A 16,553-nucleotide genomic window follows, 5' to 3' on the forward strand; every position below is an offset into this window, starting at 1 on the left:
CCTCGGCACCCCACAGCTCCCGCAGCGGCACCCGCACGTCCCGCACCGCGTCCCCCGGCACCCCCAGCACCGGCGGCGCCGCCCCCGGACCGAACCGCACCGCCGCCACCGCGTCGCCCGGCCGCATCACCGCCGGCATCGGCCCCGTGTCCGGACCCGCCACCATGATCTCCGCGCCCCAGCAGATCAGATCCACGCACCCGTCCGGCACCACCCGCTGCACGACCGGCTCCGCCCCCGACGGCAACGACGCCGACCACGCGCACACCAGCCCCGCCGACCCCCGCGCCGGCACCTCCAGATAGTTCGTGGCGTTCACAACACCCTGCATACCACCCCCCACCGACGGGCAGGGCGACAGAAGAACCCCACGAAACCGGAGGTCATCATGGCGACCGACCTGAAGGGCGCGACGATCGCGTTCCTCTGCGCCCCCGAAGGCACCGAACAGGTCGAACTGACCGAACCCTGGACGGCCGTCGAGCAGGCGGGCGGCACGCCCCGCCTCGTCTCCACCCAGACCGGCGAAATCCAGGCGTTCGACCACCTCGACAAGGCGGACACTTTCCCCGTCCACGCCACCGTCGACGACACCGACCACAGCGGCTTCCAAGCCCTCGTCCTGCCCGGAGGCGTCGCCAACCCCGACTTCCTCCGCATGCACCCGAAGGCCGTCCAGTTCGCCAAGTCGTTCTTCGACGCGGGCAAGCCCGTCGCCGTCATCTGCCACGGCCCCTGGACGCTCATCGAAGCCGACGTCGTCCGCGGGCGGACCATCACCTCCTGGCCCAGCCTCCAGACCGACCTGCGCAACGCCGGAGCCACGTGGGTCGACGAAGAGGTGAAAATCTGCGAAGCCGGGCCCAACGTACTGGTGTCCAGCCGCAAGCCCGACGACCTCAAGGCGTTCTGCCAGGCGGCCGTCGACGCGTTCAAGGCCGTGGTCTAGACCTTGTCCTAGACCAATGGGTGAACCCTGGGGGACCGCATCCTGCAGAAATAACCGTACCCACCAGTAACTAAGTACGGTTGTGACCGTGACCCGTCGAGCGAAAATAGTCAGCACCATCGGCCCCGCCTGCTCCAGCACCGAGCAGATCAACGCCCTCGTGGAAGCCGGCATCGACGTCGCCCGGCTCAACATGAGCCACGGCGACCACGCCACCCACGAAGAGGTGTACCACCGCCTCAGGGCCGCCGCCGACGCCACCGGACGCGGCGTCGGCATCCTCGCGGACCTCCAGGGCCCCAAGATCCGGATCGGCCGATTCCCCGACGGCCCCGTCCGCCTCACCCTCGGCGACGAATTCACCATCACCACCGAGGACGTCCCCGGCACCCGCCGCGAAGTCTCCACCACCTACGACGGCCTCCCCGGCGACGTCTCACCCGGCGACACCGTCCTCATCGACGACGGCCGCGTCGCCCTCCGCGTCACCGACGTCGACGGACCCCGCGTCCGCACCACCGTCACCGTCGGCGGCATGGTCTCCGACAACAAGGGCCTCAACCTGCCCGGCGTCCCCGTCAGCGTCCCCGCCCTCACCGACAAGGACGAAGAAGACCTCCGCTGGGCCCTGCGCCTCGGCGTCGACCTCGTCGCCCTCTCCTTCGTCCGCACCCCCGCCGACGCCGACATCTGCTACCAGATCATGGAAGAAGAAGGCGTCCGCGTCCCCCTCATCGGCAAGATCGAGAAGCCGCAGGCCGTCGAACGCCTCCCCGAGATCGTCGCCGCCTTCGACGGCATCATGGTCGCCCGCGGCGACCTCGGCGTCGAACTCCCCCTCGAACAGGTCCCCATCGTCCAGAAGCGCGCCATCGAGCTCTGCCGCGAAAAGGCCCGCCCGGTCATCGTCGCCACCCAGATGCTCGAATCCATGATCTCCGCGCCCCGCCCCACCCGCGCCGAGACCTCCGACGTCGCCAACGCCGTCTTCGAAGGCGCCGACGCCGTCATGCTCTCCGGCGAGACCAGTGTCGGCCAGTACCCCATCGAATCCGTCCAGACGATGAGCCGCATCGTCTGCACCGCCGAAGAAGCCGCACTCCAAGCCACCCACACCCTCGAGCGCATGCCCGAGACCGTCGGCGGCGCCATCGCCCGCGCCGCCGCCGAAGTCGGCGCCATCGTCGGCGCCGAGGCCCTGGCCGCCTTCACCATGTCCGGCGAAACGGCCCGCCGCCTCTCCCGCTACCGCTCGCCCATCCCCCTCCTCGCGTTCACCTCGGTCCCCGCCGTCCGAGGACGCCTCGCGCACGTCTGGGGAGTCGAAACCTTCATCGTCCCTCAGGTCGACCACACCGACGCCATGTTCGGCCAGGTCGAACAGGCCCTCCTCGAACTCGGCCGCGCCCAGAAGGGCGACCGCGTCGTCGTCGTCGCGGGCTCGCCCCCCGGCACGCCCGGCTCGACCAACTCCCTGCGCGTCCACATCATCGGCGACGCCATCTCCACCCAGCACTGACCGACCGCCGGGCGGCGCCGCGCCGCCCGGCACATCACCACCGGATCTCATTTAGAGCTCGCTCCGGCCAACCCGCTAGTACTTGGGCCCCACGAACTCGTCCAACCGCGCCACGGCCTCCCGCCGCGCCACGGACACGTTCTTCCGGTTCATCTGCCGCCACGCGATCCCGAGCCGATCCAGCGCATCCGTAAAGAGCCTCTGGATGTCCATGGATTCGTTGGTGAAGTAGTAGCGCGGGTACTCGTACCACCGCTCCTCGCCCTGGACCGGGCGCCGTACCCGGTTCACGCCGCGGCAGCCGTCCGAGTGAATGAGCCCTCGAATCAACTCTTCCGTGTACTCGTCTACGATCTTCTGCTGCCAATCCGCCAGCTCGATCGTGCGCTCGTGTTTCCGTCCCGGGCCGTGCTGTGGGAAGAGGCATGGCCAGTGTTTCGAGTAAGAGCCCACCACCGTGCACCCCGGCTTCCGACGGCGCCCGACTCGTGAGATCGGCAGTACTGTGCCGACCGCCTTGGCCGCTTCCTCGATCAAGCCGGGGTAGGCGTCGTCGCAGGCGATGTCCAGTCGGTACACCCCTTTCCGGCAGCGGGCGAGATGCCCATCACCGAGGTAGAGGCCGAGCAGGTACGCGTAACACCGCTCATCGAGCTCCCGGCCGAAGCAACGTGGACAGCCCCGCCTGAAGCGGGCGTCTCCACTGGTCGGGTCCGCCGGATCGAGGCGTCTTCGTCTCGTTCCATACCGCCATTTCCGAACCGCCGCGATCGAGACGCCGCAGCGACGAGCCACTTCGCGGTCGGTCCAGCCCGCTCGGGACAGTTCCAGGGCCTGCTGAACGACTTCCTCGGGATACATGCGCCGAGTATCTCGCCGACCACTGACAGTTTTGTTTTTCGCTTATATGTACCGATTTTGGGTGTTTGTGGGGCGGCGGGTTCAGGCGTGGCCGGTTGTTCCGGGCAGTTGGCGCCTCCGGCGTAGCGGAATCCATCCGGACCGACATGGAAAAACCGCCGTCCATGAGAACGGCGGTCGGAGAGGTGCCGGAGGTGGGATTCGAACCCACACGCCCTTTCGGACAAATCCTTTTGAGGGATCAGCGTCTGCCATTTCGCCACTCCGGCAGCTTTATCTGGACATGTCCCTTGTTGTCCAGTTTGCTGCCCCTTGGTGAGGGGCGGCACGTGTCATGGTAGCGCGTCCCGGTAGTCTCGTGCGCGTGACGGAGAGCGCTCGGCGAGTTGTGATCGCAGAAGACGAGGCCCTGATCCGGCTGGACCTCAAGGAGATGCTGCAGGAGGACGGCTACGAGGTCGTGGGCGAGGCCGGGGACGGCGAGGCGGCCGTCCGGCTCGCGTCGGACCTGAAGCCCGATCTCGTGATCCTGGACGTCAAGATGCCGGTGCTCGACGGAATCTCGGCCGCCGAGCGGATCTCGGCCGAGCGGATCGCGCCCGTCGTCATCCTCACCGCGTTCTCGCAGCGGGAGCTGGTGCAGCGCGCCACCGAGGCGGGCGCGATGGCCTACCTGGTGAAGCCGTTCTCGAAGACGGACCTGGCGCCGGCGATCGAGATGGCGGTCAGCCGGTACACCGAGATGCGGGCGCTCGAGGCGGAGGTCGCGGGGCTGCAGGAGCGGCTGGAGACGCGCAAGATCGTCGACCGCGCGAAAGGGCTGCTGCAGGAGGCGCACGGGTGGTCCGAGCCCGAGGCGTTCCGGTGGATCCAGAAGACGTCGATGGACCGGCGGCTCACGATGCGGGCCGTCGCGGAGGCGGTCGTCGCCGGTGCGGGCGGGGAGTCCGCGGAGTCCTGACTCCACTGGCCGTTATCTCGCGCGTTGTCAAGGGCCAATGCGTGTGCGCCGGACCGCCCCCGATCGTTACTCTGCGTCATCATTGCTGTTGGTTGCGCGGATCCCGATGAGCACGGGGGAGTAACGAACGAGTAACCCTTCTATCCGGGGGTGCTGTTCTGTGTTGGGTCCTCGGTGTACGACATACCTGGTCCCCAGGTGACCGATATCTCCCCATCCACGGGAACATGTCGCGCCCGGGGCATGACTCGTACCCGATCCCTTCCCGGATCCGGATGGAAAGGCTGGGCACCTTGCGGCGCAACAAGATGAGGGTCGCCGGCGCGGTGGCGATGAGCGCGGTGCTCGCGCTCGGTGCCGTGGCGTGCGGCGACGACGGCGGCGGCTCGGGCGACGGCGACTCGATCACGATCGGGTTCATGGGAGACCTGACCGGGGAGAACTCGGGTCTGGTGATTCCGCCCAAGCAGGGCGCCGAGCTGGCGATCGAGCAGTACAACGCCACCAACCCCGAGGTCAAGATCAACCTCAAGACCTATGACAGCCAGGGGAAGCCGGAGCAGGCGACGACGCTGGCGCTGGGCGCGGTGAAGAACGACAAGATCGTCGGGCTGATCGGTCCGGCTTTCTCGGGTGAGTCCCAGAGCGTGGGGCCCATCCTCGAGGAGGCGAAGATCCCGAGCGTGTCGCCGTCGGCGACGAGCATCACGCTCGCGGAGAAGGGCTGGAAGTACTGGCACCGGGTGGTGGCCGACGACGCGGTGCAGAGCACGGGCGTCGCGACCTTCCTGAGCGGTTCGCTGGGCGCGAAGAAGGTCTTCACGGTCCACGACAACCAGGACTACGGCAAGGGTCTGGCCGACGCGATCGGGTCGGCGGTGAAGGCCAAGGGCGTGACGACGCAGACCGACGCGGTGGACGACAACGCGACGGACTACTCGTCGACGGTCAACAAGATCGTGGACTTCAAGCCGGAGGCGGTGTACTTCGGCGGTTACTACGCGGTGGCCGGGCGTCTGTTCAAGCAGCTGGCGGAGGCCGGCTACGAGGGCAAGATGATGTCGGGCGACGGGTCGCTGGCGACCGAGCTGATCACGGGCACCGGTGAGAAGAACGCGCAGGGTGCGCTGCTGAGCTGCGGCTGCCTGATCGACACCGACGGCAAGACGAACGCGAACGCGAAGAAGTTCGCGGACGACTACAAGGCCAAGTTCGGGTCCGAGGTCGCGATCTACTCGACGGAGGGGTACGACGCGGCGACGGCGTTCGTGGAGGCCGTGAAGGCCGGCAAGACGACGCCGGAGGACATCAACGAGTTCCTGAAGACCGTGAGCTTCGACGGGGTCGGCAAGCCGGTGAAGTTCGACGAGAACGGTGAGCTGGCCGCGCAGGACATCTTCATCTACGAGGTGCAGGGCAAGGCGATCAAGCTCCTCGGCAACGCGAACGAAGCGAAGGTCTCGTAGGGCGTCACCACGCCGTTCGAACGACCTCCTGATGGCGCGGGAGCGGGAGCGCTACAGCGCTCCCGCTCCTTTTCACAAAGGGCGACCAAAGGTGCTCGACGACTTCATCAATCAATTCTGGCCGTCGACCATCGACGGGCTGTCGCTGGGGGCGATCTATGCTCTCCTGGCGCTCGGCTACACGATGGTCTACGGCGTGCTCCGGCTGATCAACTTTGCTCATGCCGACATCTTCATGGCGGGTACGTTCGCGGCACTGTGGACGGTGCGCGGCCTCGGCGTCTCGGATCTGAACGGGATCGCGCTCATCGGCGTGGTGGCGTTGTGCGGGGTGGTGGCCGGCGCCGTGGCCGGCGGCGGCGCGATGCTGCTGGAGGTGGTGGCCTACCGGCCGCTGCGGAAACGGGGGGCGTCGCGGTTGGCGGCGCTCATCTCGGCGATCGGCGCGTCGATCTTCATTCAGCAGCTGTTCGCGACGGTGCTGGTGCCGTGGATCTTCGGGACGTCGAAGGAGGGCGGCAAGCTTCCGGTCAGCGAGCACTTCCGGGAGATGACGACGGTGGTCTCGATCGGTCCGATCGAGATCACGAACGTCGCGCTGATCATCTTCTTCGGCGCCGTGCTGATGATGGTGGCGCTGGACCAGTTCGTGAACCGGACGCGGCTGGGGCGGGGCATCCGTTCGACGGCGCAGGACCCGGAGACCGCGGTGCTGATGGGCGTGAACATCGACCGGGTGGTGTCGGTGACGTTCCTGGTGGGCGGTGTGATGGCGGGTGTGGCGGCCGCGCTGTACTTCCTGCGGTTCGAGCAGACGGAGTACTTCGTGGGCTTCCTGCTGGGCATCAAGGCGTTCACGGCGGCGGTTCTCGGCGGTATCGGGAACATTCGCGGTGCGTTGGTCGGCGGGTTCGTGCTGGGGCTGCTGGAGATGTACGGCTCGAGCATCTTCGGTTCGGAGTGGCGGGACGTGGTGGCGTTCACGCTGCTGATCCTGATTCTGATGTTCCGTCCCACCGGCATCCTCGGTGAGTCTCTCCAGCGGGCGCGCGCATGAACATGACGAAGAAGCTTCCTTCGAAGAGCATCGGCGGCGGTCTGTCCTTGGATCCGCTGCGCGACTGGTGGGCGGGTGCCGCCGGGTGGCAGCGCTGGGGCGTGTACGTCCTGCTGATCATCGGTGCGCTGCTGCTGCCGCATCAGGCGATCGGCAGTTTCATGGCGCCGAGCGGTGCGGACTGGGCGTCGATGCTCAGCGACCAGATCGCGATCTACGTGCTGCTGGCGATCGGTTTGAACGTCGTGGTCGGCATGGCGGGTCTGCTGGACCTGGGGTATGTGGCGTTCTACGCGGTCGGCGGGTACACCATCGCGATCTTCGCGGTGAAGTACAACTGGAGTTTCTGGGAGACGCTGGTTCTGGCGATCGTGTTCGCGGCGGCGTCCGGGGTGATCCTGGGTGCGCCGACGCTGCGGTTGCGGGGCGACTACCTGGCGATCGTGACGCTGGGCTTCGGTGAGATCGTCAAGCGGACGGCGAACAACAGCGACTACGTGAACGGTCCTCGCGGTGTGCAGGGGATCCCGCATCCTCCGACGGTGTCGGAGTGGGAGATCTTCGGTGTGCAGCCGTTGAAGTACGGGATCCTGGATTCGCGGCCGTACTACTACATGCTGGTCTTCTTCATCGTGCTGGCGATCATCTTCGTGCGGCGGCTGGAGAAGTCGCGGGTCGGCCGGGCGTGGACGTCGATCCGGGAGGACGAGGACGCGGCGGAGCTGATGGGCGTGCCGACGTTCCGGTTCAAGCTGGCGGCGTTCGCGATCGGCGCGGCGATCGGCGGCAGCGGCGGTGTGGTGTTCGCGGCGAAGCAGACGTCGATCCTGCCGACGAACTTCGAGTTCCTGGTGTCGGCGCTGATCCTGGCGGCGGTGGTGCTGGGCGGTTCGGGGAGTATTCCGGGCGCGATCCTGGGGGCGTTCGTGGTGGCGTGGCTGCCCGAGCGGTTCCGGTTCCTGGAGGACTACCGGATGCTGATCTTCGGTGCCGCGCTGGTGCTCATGATGATCTTCCGGCCGGAGGGGCTGTGGCCGTCCCGGCAGCGGAAGGCGGAGCTGGCCGAAGGCGGCGGCGGTATGGGCCATATGGGCGCGGAGGTCGGCGAGCAGCAGGCCGGGGCCGGGGCCGCGGCGGAGGTGACGAAGTGAAGGACGCCGGCGAGGGCACGGTGCTGCTGGCACTGCAGGACGTCGTCATGCGGTTCGGCGGTGTCGTGGCCCTGAACAAGGTGAACATCGAGATCCGCAAGGGCGAGATCTTCGCGCTGATCGGTCCGAACGGTGCGGGGAAGACGACGGTGTTCAACGTGACGACCGGGGTGTACCGGCCGTCCGAGGGCGCGGTGGTGTTCGACGGGCAGCGGATCGACGGCAAGAAGCGGTTCACGGTGACGAAGCTGGGCGTGGCGCGCACGTTCCAGAACGTCCGGTTGTTCCACCACATGACGGCCGTGGAGAACGTTCTGGTGGGCGCGGACGCGCATCATCGGACGGGTTTCGTCGGTGCGGCGCTGGGGTTGCCGTGGCACCGCCGTGAGGAGCGGCAGGGCCGGGAGCGGGCCGCCGAGCTGCTGGAGCTGGTGGGGATTTCGCACCGGGCCGGGGAGCTGGCGAAGAACCTGCCGTACGGCGACCAGCGGCGCCTGGAGATCGCGCGGGCGCTGGCGACGAATCCGAAGCTGCTGCTCCTGGACGAGCCCGCGGCGGGGATGAACCCGGCGGAGAAGGTGGCGCTGCAGGAGCTGATCCGCAAGATCCGTGACACCGGGGTGACCGTGCTGCTGATCGAGCACGACATGGGCCTGGTGATGGGGATCAGCGACCGGGTGGCGGTGCTGGACTTCGGTCAGAAGATCGCGGACGGGCTGCCGGCCGAGGTGCAGAACGACCCGCGGGTCATTGAGGCGTATCTGGGGGCTCCGGCCGATGCTTCTTGAGATCGATGACATCCACGTCCACTACGGGAAGATCGCGGCGCTGAAGGGCATCAGCGTGTCGGTCGACCAGGGTGAGATCGTCACGCTGATCGGCGCGAACGGCGCGGGCAAGACGACGACGCTGAAGACGGTGTCGGGGCTGCGGGAGCTGTCGTCCGGTGCGATCCGGTTCGACGGGGCGGACATCGGCAGGATGCCGGGCCACAAGCGTGTGCTGGTGGGCATCGGGCAGGCGCCGGAGGGCCGGGGGATCTTCCCCGGCATGACGGTGGAGGAGAACCTGCTGATGGGCGCGTACGCCCGCAAGGACGATCCGTCGAAGGAGCTCGCGGAGGCGTACGAGCTGTTCCCGCGGCTGGCGGAGCGCAAGTCGCAGGCGGGCGGCACGATGTCGGGCGGCGAGCAGCAGATGCTGGCGATCGGCCGGGCGCTGATGGCGAAGCCGAAGGTGCTGCTGCTGGACGAGCCGTCGATGGGGCTCGCGCCGATGCTGGTGCAGCAGATCTTCTCGATCATCGAGGAGATCAACCGGCGGGGCACGACGGTGCTGCTGGTGGAGCAGAACGCCCAGCAGGCGCTGCAGATCGCGCATCGCGCGTACGTCCTGGAGACGGGGCGCGTGGTGAAGGCGGCGCCTGCGTCGGATCTGCTGGACGATCCGCAGGTCCGTGCGGCGTACCTGGGCGGCGACCTGGGTGAGGACGCGTCCGAGGACGGTGTCGTGAGCGGCGCGGGCGGCGGCGCGGACGGGCCGGGCGCGCCGTCGGGCGGGGAGGACTCGGCCGCGAAAGCCGAGAAGTCCGACCGGCCCGACAAGCCCGAGAAGTCCGAGGACTGACGGGGCCGCGGGACGCCCGCCGGGACCGGTTCGTCCGGTCCCGGCGGGCGTTCGCGTGCGTGCGCCGCGCGTCCGGGGACGTCCGGACAGACGTTGACCCGGGATCACCTTTGGGGCCGTACGGCCTTCCCCGGCGCGTACGTTGTCTACTCGGTGATCCCGGGCCGTTCCGTGCCACGGTACAGAGGTGCGGCGTCCCGCCGCAAAGGTCCCGCGAAACCCGCGGGGCCCGGTCAGGATCCGGGGGCGTCGCGCAGCATGCAGGTCAGGCGTGCCGTGCAGACGCGGCGGTCCTGGTCGTCGTTGATGACGATGTCGTAGGTGGCGAGGGTGCGGCCGCCGTGGGCGCGGGTCGCGACGCCGGTGACGTGGCCTTCGGTCGCGGACCGGTGGTGGGTGGCGTTGATCTCGATGCCGACGGCGATGCGGCCGGGGCCGGCGTGGAGGGCCGAGCCGACGGAGCCGATGGACTCGGCGAGGACGCAGGACGCGCCGCCGTGCAGGAGGCCGTAGGGCTGGGTGTTGCCCTTGACGGGCATGCGGGCGACGACGCGTTCGGCGGTCGCCTCGATGTACTCGATGCCCATCTGGGTGGCGAGGTCGTTGTGCGCGTCGAGTTCGCCGTGGGGGTCGAGGCCGGCAAGCGGGGCGAACTCGGCGAGGACCTTGGCCTCGTCGGTGGGGGGCACGCCGGGGGTGTCAGTCACTTACGCCTCCACAAAACTGTCGTACGCGCAGACTAGAGTCCTGCTGTGGCGATGACAGCAGCGACCCCTGACAAGCGTGAACGGCTCCTCCTGCTCGACGGGCACTCCCTGGCCTACCGGGCGTTCTTCGCGTTGCCGGTGGAGAACTTCTCCACCACCGACGGGCAGCCGACGAACGCGGTGTACGGCTTCACCTCGATGCTCATCAACGTCCTGCGGGACGAGCAGCCCACCCACATCGCGGTGGCGTTCGACCGGTCGGAGCCGACGTTCCGGCACGAGCAGTACGTGGAGTACAAGGCGGGCCGGCAGAAGACGCCGGACGAGTTCCGCAGCCAGGTGAGCCTGATCTTCGAGGTGCTGGACGCGCTGCGGATCCCGCGGATGTCGGTGGCGGGGTTCGAGGCCGACGACATCATCGCCACGCTGTCGGTGCAGGCGTCCGAGGCCGGGATGGAGACGCTGGTGGTCACCGGCGACCGGGACGCGTTCCAGCTGGTGAACGAGCACGTCACCGTCCTGTACCCGGTGAAGGGCGTGTCGGAGCTCGCCCGGATGGACCCGGCGGCCGTGGAGGCCAAGTACGGGGTGCCGCCGGAGCGGTACCGCGAGCTGGCCGCGCTGGTGGGGGAGAGCAGCGACAACCTGCCGGGCGTGCCGGGCGTCGGCCCGAAGACGGCCGCGAAGTGGCTCGGCAAGTTCGGCGACCTCGACACGCTCGTCGCGCGGGTCGACGAGATCAAGGGCAAGGCGGGCGACAGCCTGCGCGAGCACCTGGCCGGGGTGATCCGCAACCACCAGATCAACCGGCTCGACACGCAGGTCGGGCTGGATCTGACGCCGCCGCAGCTGTCGATGGGCCAGTGGGACCGCGAGGAGATCCACACCCTGTTCGACTCGCTGCAGTTCCGGGTGCTGCGGGAGCGGCTGTACTCGACGCTGCAGGCCGCCGAGCCGGAGGCCGACGAGGGCTTCGACGTGCAGCTGGAGCAGCTGGAGCCGGGGGCGCTGGGCGCCTGGCTGGACGCGAACGCCGGCGGGCGGCTCGGCGTCGCCGTGACCGGGTCGTGGGGCCGCGGCACCGGTGAGATCACCGCGCTCGCGCTCGCGTCCAAGGACGGCCCGGCCGTCCACCTCGACCCGGCGGAGCTGATCGAGGACGACGAGCGCGCCCTCGCCGGCTACCTGGGCGACGCCGCCCGGCCGAAGGCGATGCACGAGGCGAAGGGGCCGATGCTGGCGCTGGCGGCGCGCGGCATCGCGCTGGCGGGGCTCACCAGCGACACCGCCCTCGCCGCGTACCTGGCGCTGCCGGGGCAGCGCACGTTCGACCTCGCCGACCTCGCCCTGCGGTACCTGCACCGGGAGCTGCGCGGCGAGGCCGAGGACTCGGGGCAGCTCACGCTGGACGGGTCCGGTGAGGAGGAGGCCGCGGAGGCGCTCGCCGTCCGGGCGCGGGCGGTCGCCGAACTCGCCGACGTCCTGGACGCCGACCTGGAGAAGCGCGGCGCGACCCGGCTGCTGCACGAGGTCGAGCTCCCGCTCGTCGGGGTCCTCGCCGGGATGGAGCGGGCGGGCATCGCCGTGGACGCCGACCACCTCGCGGGCCTGTCGGCGACGCTGGGCGGGCAGGTCAAGCAGCAGGAGCAGGAGGCGCACAACGCGGTGGGCCGGGAGTTCAACCTGGGCTCCCCGAAGCAGGTGCAGCAGGTGCTGTTCGACGAGCTGAACCTGCCCAAGACCAAGCGCACCAAGACCGGCTACACCACCGACTCCGAGGCGCTCACCAACCTGCTGGAGAAGGAGGGCCACCCGGTCCTGGAGCACATCCTGCGGTGGCGGGAGGTCGCGAAGCTGAAGAGCATCGTCGACTCCCTCATCCCGATGGCCGACGACGCGGGCCGCATCCACACGACGTTCAACCAGATGGTCGCGGCGACCGGGCGGCTGTCGTCCACCGACCCGAACCTGCAGAACATCCCGATCCGCACCGAGGAGGGGCGCCGGATCCGCGAGGCGTTCGTCGTCGGCGGCGGCTACGAGACGCTGCTGACCGCCGACTACTCGCAGATCGAGCTGCGGATCATGGCGCACCTGTCGGAGGACGAGGCGCTCCTGGAGGCGTTCGGGTCCGGCGCCGACTTCCACACCATCACCGCGTCCCGCGTGTTCGGCCTGCCGCCCGAGCAGATCGACTCCGAGCTGCGCGCCCGGATCAAGGCGATGAACTACGGGCTGGCGTACGGGCTGTCGGCGTACGGGCTGTCGCAGCAGCTCCGGATCGCCCCCGACGAGGCGCGGGGGCTGATGGAGGAGTACTTCGAGCAGTTCGGCGGCGTCCGCGACTACCTGCGCGACGTGGTGGCCCGCGCCCGCCGCGACGGCTACACCGAGACGATCCTGGGCCGCCGCCGCTACCTGCCGGACCTGAACTCCGACAACCGGCAGCGCCGCGAGATGGCCGAGCGGATGGCCCTCAACGCCCCGATCCAGGGGTCGGCCGCCGACATCGTCAAGGTCGCGAGCCTCAACGTCGACCGCGCGCTGCGCTCCGACGGCCTGGCGTCCCGCGTGCTGCTGCAGGTGCACGACGAGCTGGTCCTGGAGGTCGCGCCGGGCGAGCTCGACCGCGTCAAGGAGCTCGTCGGCGACCAGATGGCGGGCGCCTACGAGCTCCGCGCCCCGCTGGAGGTCTCCATGGGCACCGGCCGCACGTGGCAGGACGCCGCGCACTGACCCGTCCGCCCGTCCCGTCCCGGACGCCGGACGCGCCGCACCGTCGCGCGCGTCCGGCGTTCGCGGTTTCCGGTGTGCCGGAGAAGTCCTGGAATGCCGCCCGTCCGAGGGGTGGATGCGCAGGTCGGAGCCGGGTTGGGGGTACCCCGGTGATCGACGCGCGGCGGCCAGTTGATCTTATGGGGGAGGTCGCCGCGCGGGCCGCAAGGCGCGGGCGGCGGCGTGTCCGGGACGCCTGGTGACGTCGTGTCATTTACCCGTGCGTTCCGGAATTGGCGGGATGAGGGCCGGGGCGCGGGTGCTCCGTGGGGATCGAGCGGGTACGAGATGTGGTGTCCGTAGATCGTCCGGGGTTCTACGCTGTCCCTGGTCCTGTTCGGGTCGACCGGCGGGGGGAACATGCCGCTCCTTCACAAGATCGCAGGAGTCGTGGTCGTCTGCGCCGTCGTCCTCGGGCTGGTGCTGCCCGGAGCGCGGCGGGGCGACGATGGGAACGAGGCCCGGCGGGCCGGCGCGGCGGAGGCCGAACCGGTCGACGCGGAGAAGGCGATGCGGCCGGGCCCCGGGGCGACGCCCGCGCCGTCGGCGGGCGGCGCGAGCGCGGCGCCGAGCGTGTCGGCGACGGCGCCGATCCCTGCGGCGGCGCCCGCCGCCGCGGCGGCGAAGGCCAACGAGCTGGGCCAGGTGCCGGTGCTGATGTACCACCGGATCCTCGACAAGGCCGAGCAGTCGCTGGACCGGTCGACCAAGGAGCTGTACGACGAGCTGACGCGGCTCGCCAAGGGCGGGTACACGCCCGTCACCGCGACCGAGTTCGCGAGCGGGCGGATCGACGTGCCGGCCGGCCGTCACCCGGTCGTCCTGACGTTCGACGACAGCACGCCGGGGCACTTCGCGCTCGACGCGAACGGTGCCCCGAAGCCGAACACGGCCGTCGGCATCATCCAGCGGGTCGCGCAGGAGAACCCCGGGTTCCGTGCGACCGCGACCTTCTACCTGAACAAGGACATGTTCGGCCTGCAGGGCGCCGACGCGTCGACGGGGCTGCAGTGGCTGCGGCAGCACGGGTACGACCTCGGCAACCACACGCTCACGCACCCCAACCTCGGCGGGCTGTCGGCCGGCGCGGTGCGCGAGGAGGTCGGCGGGCTGGAGGACGAGGTCGTCAAGCTCACCGGCGCGCACACCGGGACGCTCGCCTACCCGTTCGGGGTCGCGCCCGAGAAGGAGGAGTGGGCGCGCGAGGAGCGGGGCCGGTACGCGTTCCAGGGGATGTTCCTGGCGGGCTGGCGGCCCGCGCCGTCCCCCTTCGGCGAGGAGTTCGACCGGTGGGCGATCCCGCGGGTGCGGTCGGAGGGCAAGATCAAGGAGAACGACTGCAAGAAGTACTGCTCGACGGCGTGGCTGGAGTACCTTGACCAGCACCCGCAGGAGCGGTACACGTCCGACGGGGACCCCCGCACGGTGACGGTCCCGCGCGGCCTGCAGGACGCGCTCGACCCGCAGTACCGGGGCATGGCGCGGGTCTACTGATCGGTCCGCTCCCGGCCGGGACGCCACCGGGACGCCACCGGGGCGCGATCGGGAGCGGTGCCGCCGGCCGGGCAGGGAGCGGCGCAGGACACGGGGCGGCGGGGGCCGGATTGACCCGGGGGGTTTCGGTCCCATATCCTGATCGCTGCGCTGTGGGCTTGCGCGTGCTTCGGACGGAGCAGGCTCGCGCTCGGTCAGGTCGGCGACAACGGTTCGGTTCACAGGCGCGGGGCGACCCGCGTTCCTTTCCGGTCTTCGGCAGGGCAGACCAAAGCCCGCCGCGCAACAACCCATACGACTTCCATGTCCGTACCGGAGCCAGCCGACACATGACGAGCAGCACCGAGGCCACCTCGACCACCCCGCAGGTAGCGGTCAACGACATCGGGTCCGAGGAAGCCTTCCTCGCGGCGATCGACGAGACCATCAAGTACTTCAACGACGGCGACATTGTCGAAGGCACTGTCGTCAAGGTCGATCGTGACGAGGTCCTCCTCGACATCGGCTACAAGACCGAGGGCGTCATCCCGTCCCGGGAACTCTCGATCAAGCACGACGTCGACCCGAACGAGGTCGTCGCCGTCGGTGATCACGTCGAGGCCCTCGTCCTCCAGAAGGAGGACAAGGAAGGTCGGCTGATCCTGTCCAAGAAGCGCGCCCAGTACGAGCGCGCCTGGGGCACGATCGAGAAGATCAAGGACGAGGACGGCATCGTCACCGGTACCGTCATCGAGGTCGTCAAGGGCGGCCTCATCCTCGACATCGGGCTGCGCGGCTTCCTGCCGGCCTCCCTCGTCGAGATGCGCCGCGTCCGCGACCTCCAGCCCTACGTGGGCCGCGAGCTCGAGGCCAAGATCATCGAGCTGGACAAGAACCGCAACAACGTGGTCCTGTCCCGCCGCGCCTGGCTCGAGCAGACGCAGAGCGAGGTCCGCCAGACCTTCCTCAACACCCTGCAGAAGGGCCAGGTCCGCAAGGGCGTCGTCTCGTCGATCGTCAACTTCGGCGCGTTCGTCGACCTCGGCGGCGTCGACGGCCTGGTGCACGTCTCCGAGCTGTCCTGGAAGCACATCGACCACCCGTCCGAGGTCGTCGAGGTCGGCCAGGAAGTCACGGTCGAGGTCCTGGACGTCGACATGGAGCGCGAGCGCGTCTCCCTGTCGCTCAAGGCCACGCAGGAAGACCCCTGGCAGCAGTTCGCCCGCACCCACCAGATCGGCCAGGTCGTGCCGGGCCGCGTCACCAAGCTGGTGCCGTTCGGCGCGTTCGTCCGGGTTGAGGAGGGCATCGAGGGCCTCGTCCACATCTCCGAGCTGGCCGAGCGCCACGTGGAGATCCCCGAGCAGGTCGTCCAGGTCGGCGACGAGATCTTCGTGAAGATCATCGACATCGACCTCGACCGGCGCCGCATCAGCCTGTCGCTCAAGCAGGCCAACGAGGGCGCCGCCGGGATGGACGAAGAGGACTTCGACCCCACCCTGTACGGGATGCCGGCCGAGTACGACGAGCAGGGCAACTACAAGTACCCCGAGGGCTTCGACGCCGACACGGGCGAGTGGCTGCCGGGCTTCGACGAGCAGCGCGAGACCTGGGAGCGGCAGTACGCCGAGGCCCGCTCCCGCTTCGACGCGCACCGCCGGCAGATCGAGGAGGCCCGCAAGGCCGAGGCGGAGGCCGACACGGCGCCCGCCCCGACCGGTGGCGGCGGCGACACCTCCTACTCCGGCGGCGGCGAGAGCGAGAGCGGCGGTGGCGCCCTGGCCACCGACGAGGCGCTCGCCGCGCTGCGGGAGAAGCTCTCCGGCGGGCAGTGACGCCGCGTCGGCCGCGGGCCGACTCCACCGCGGCCGGTCCCGCCCCGGACCGGCCCCGGTGACGGCCGCCGCGCGCACGGGCGCGCGGCCGCCGATGCCCCTTTGACACGGCCGGGGGCCGATCTTCACGGATCGGCCCCCGGCCGTGATCTCGTTGCCCCGTCCCCTCAGAC

The 16,553-nt window shown here is 69.5% G+C and carries 14 protein-coding genes and 1 tRNA gene; 11 read left to right on the forward strand and 4 right to left on the reverse strand.

Features of this window, described 5'->3' with window-relative positions:
• Nucleotides 1-319: DUF6597 domain-containing transcriptional factor (locus DMH08_RS23175; protein WP_325052943.1), on the reverse strand; the 319-nt coding region annotated here is incomplete at its 3' end.
• Between the two features lie 69 nt (nucleotides 320-388).
• Between DMH08_RS23175 and DMH08_RS23180 the strand changes: the two genes are divergently transcribed.
• Nucleotides 389-949, forward strand: coding sequence for a type 1 glutamine amidotransferase domain-containing protein (locus DMH08_RS23180; protein WP_026405883.1), 561 nt, complete (start codon nucleotides 389-391; stop codon nucleotides 947-949).
• 88 nt (nucleotides 950-1,037) lie between these two features.
• The gene (gene pyk, locus DMH08_RS23185) at nucleotides 1,038-2,468 is read left to right on the forward strand and encodes a pyruvate kinase (protein WP_026405884.1); all 1,431 of its coding nucleotides are present in this window, start codon (nucleotides 1,038-1,040) and stop codon (nucleotides 2,466-2,468) included.
• Nucleotides 2,469-2,543: 75 nt separating this feature from the next.
• Here the strand turns inward: pyk and DMH08_RS23190 are convergent, their stop codons facing one another.
• Both DMH08_RS23190 and DMH08_RS23195 read right to left on the reverse strand, forming a co-directional pair.
• Nucleotides 2,544-3,329, reverse strand: coding sequence for a helix-turn-helix domain-containing protein (locus DMH08_RS23190; protein ID WP_026405885.1), 786 nt, complete (start codon nucleotides 3,327-3,329; stop codon nucleotides 2,544-2,546).
• Nucleotides 3,330-3,515: 186 nt separating this feature from the next.
• Nucleotides 3,516-3,598 (reverse strand) — tRNA-Leu (locus DMH08_RS23195).
• 65 nt (nucleotides 3,599-3,663) lie between these two features.
• On the opposite strand from DMH08_RS23195, the gene DMH08_RS23200 reads away from it, so the two are divergent.
• The 6 genes from DMH08_RS23200 to DMH08_RS23225 all read left to right on the forward strand — a co-directional run bounded on the left by DMH08_RS23200 (nucleotide 3,664) and on the right by DMH08_RS23225 (nucleotide 9,590).
• Complete coding sequence (locus DMH08_RS23200; RefSeq protein ID WP_051301542.1) at nucleotides 3,664-4,290, forward strand: ANTAR domain-containing response regulator; 627 nt, start codon at nucleotides 3,664-3,666, stop codon at nucleotides 4,288-4,290.
• Nucleotides 4,291-4,598: 308 nt separating this feature from the next.
• Nucleotides 4,599-5,756 carry a branched-chain amino acid ABC transporter substrate-binding protein gene (locus tag DMH08_RS23205; protein WP_026405887.1) on the forward strand — a complete coding sequence of 386 codons (1,158 nt, stop codon included), beginning with the start codon at nucleotides 4,599-4,601 and terminating at the stop codon, nucleotides 5,754-5,756.
• 91 nt (nucleotides 5,757-5,847) lie between these two features.
• The gene (locus DMH08_RS23210; protein ID WP_026405888.1) at nucleotides 5,848-6,813 is read left to right on the forward strand and encodes a branched-chain amino acid ABC transporter permease; all 966 of its coding nucleotides are present in this window, start codon (nucleotides 5,848-5,850) and stop codon (nucleotides 6,811-6,813) included.
• Nucleotides 6,810-7,964: a branched-chain amino acid ABC transporter permease gene (locus DMH08_RS23215; protein ID WP_034521383.1), complete on the forward strand. Its 1,155-nt coding sequence runs from the start codon at nucleotides 6,810-6,812 to the stop codon at nucleotides 7,962-7,964. The genes DMH08_RS23210 and DMH08_RS23215 overlap by 4 nt, the downstream gene beginning before the upstream one ends.
• A 47-nt stretch (nucleotides 7,965-8,011) precedes the next feature.
• The gene (locus DMH08_RS23220) at nucleotides 8,012-8,752 is read left to right on the forward strand and encodes an ABC transporter ATP-binding protein (RefSeq protein ID WP_051301580.1); all 741 of its coding nucleotides are present in this window, start codon (nucleotides 8,012-8,014) and stop codon (nucleotides 8,750-8,752) included.
• The gene (locus DMH08_RS23225) at nucleotides 8,742-9,590 is read left to right on the forward strand and encodes an ABC transporter ATP-binding protein (RefSeq protein WP_125617682.1); all 849 of its coding nucleotides are present in this window, start codon (nucleotides 8,742-8,744) and stop codon (nucleotides 9,588-9,590) included. The genes DMH08_RS23220 and DMH08_RS23225 overlap by 11 nt, the downstream gene beginning before the upstream one ends.
• A gap of 233 nt (nucleotides 9,591-9,823) precedes the next feature.
• On the opposite strand, the gene DMH08_RS23230 is transcribed toward DMH08_RS23225, so the two are convergent.
• Entirely contained in the window at nucleotides 9,824-10,177 is a 354-nt protein-coding gene (locus tag DMH08_RS23230; protein ID WP_034521680.1) for a PaaI family thioesterase, read from the reverse strand.
• Between the two features lie 165 nt (nucleotides 10,178-10,342).
• Here DMH08_RS23230 and polA point away from each other — a divergent pair, with 165 nt between their 5' ends.
• The 3 genes from polA to rpsA all read left to right on the forward strand — a co-directional run bounded on the left by polA (nucleotide 10,343) and on the right by rpsA (nucleotide 16,380).
• Nucleotides 10,343-13,033, forward strand: a complete 2,691-nt coding sequence (polA, locus tag DMH08_RS23235; RefSeq protein ID WP_026405890.1) for a DNA polymerase I — start codon at nucleotides 10,343-10,345, stop codon at nucleotides 13,031-13,033.
• A gap of 399 nt (nucleotides 13,034-13,432) precedes the next feature.
• The gene (locus DMH08_RS23240) at nucleotides 13,433-14,566 is read left to right on the forward strand and encodes a polysaccharide deacetylase family protein (protein ID WP_125617684.1); all 1,134 of its coding nucleotides are present in this window, start codon (nucleotides 13,433-13,435) and stop codon (nucleotides 14,564-14,566) included.
• 329 nt (nucleotides 14,567-14,895) lie between these two features.
• A complete protein-coding gene (rpsA, locus tag DMH08_RS23245) occupies nucleotides 14,896-16,380 on the forward strand; it encodes a 30S ribosomal protein S1 (RefSeq protein WP_026405892.1) in 1,485 nt (494 codons plus the stop codon).
• The last annotated feature ends 173 nt before the right edge of the window (nucleotides 16,381-16,553 follow it).

The organism is Actinomadura sp. WAC 06369, from assembly GCF_003947565.1.
GTDB classification, from domain to species: domain Bacteria; phylum Actinomycetota; class Actinomycetes; order Streptosporangiales; family Streptosporangiaceae; genus Spirillospora; species Spirillospora rifamycini.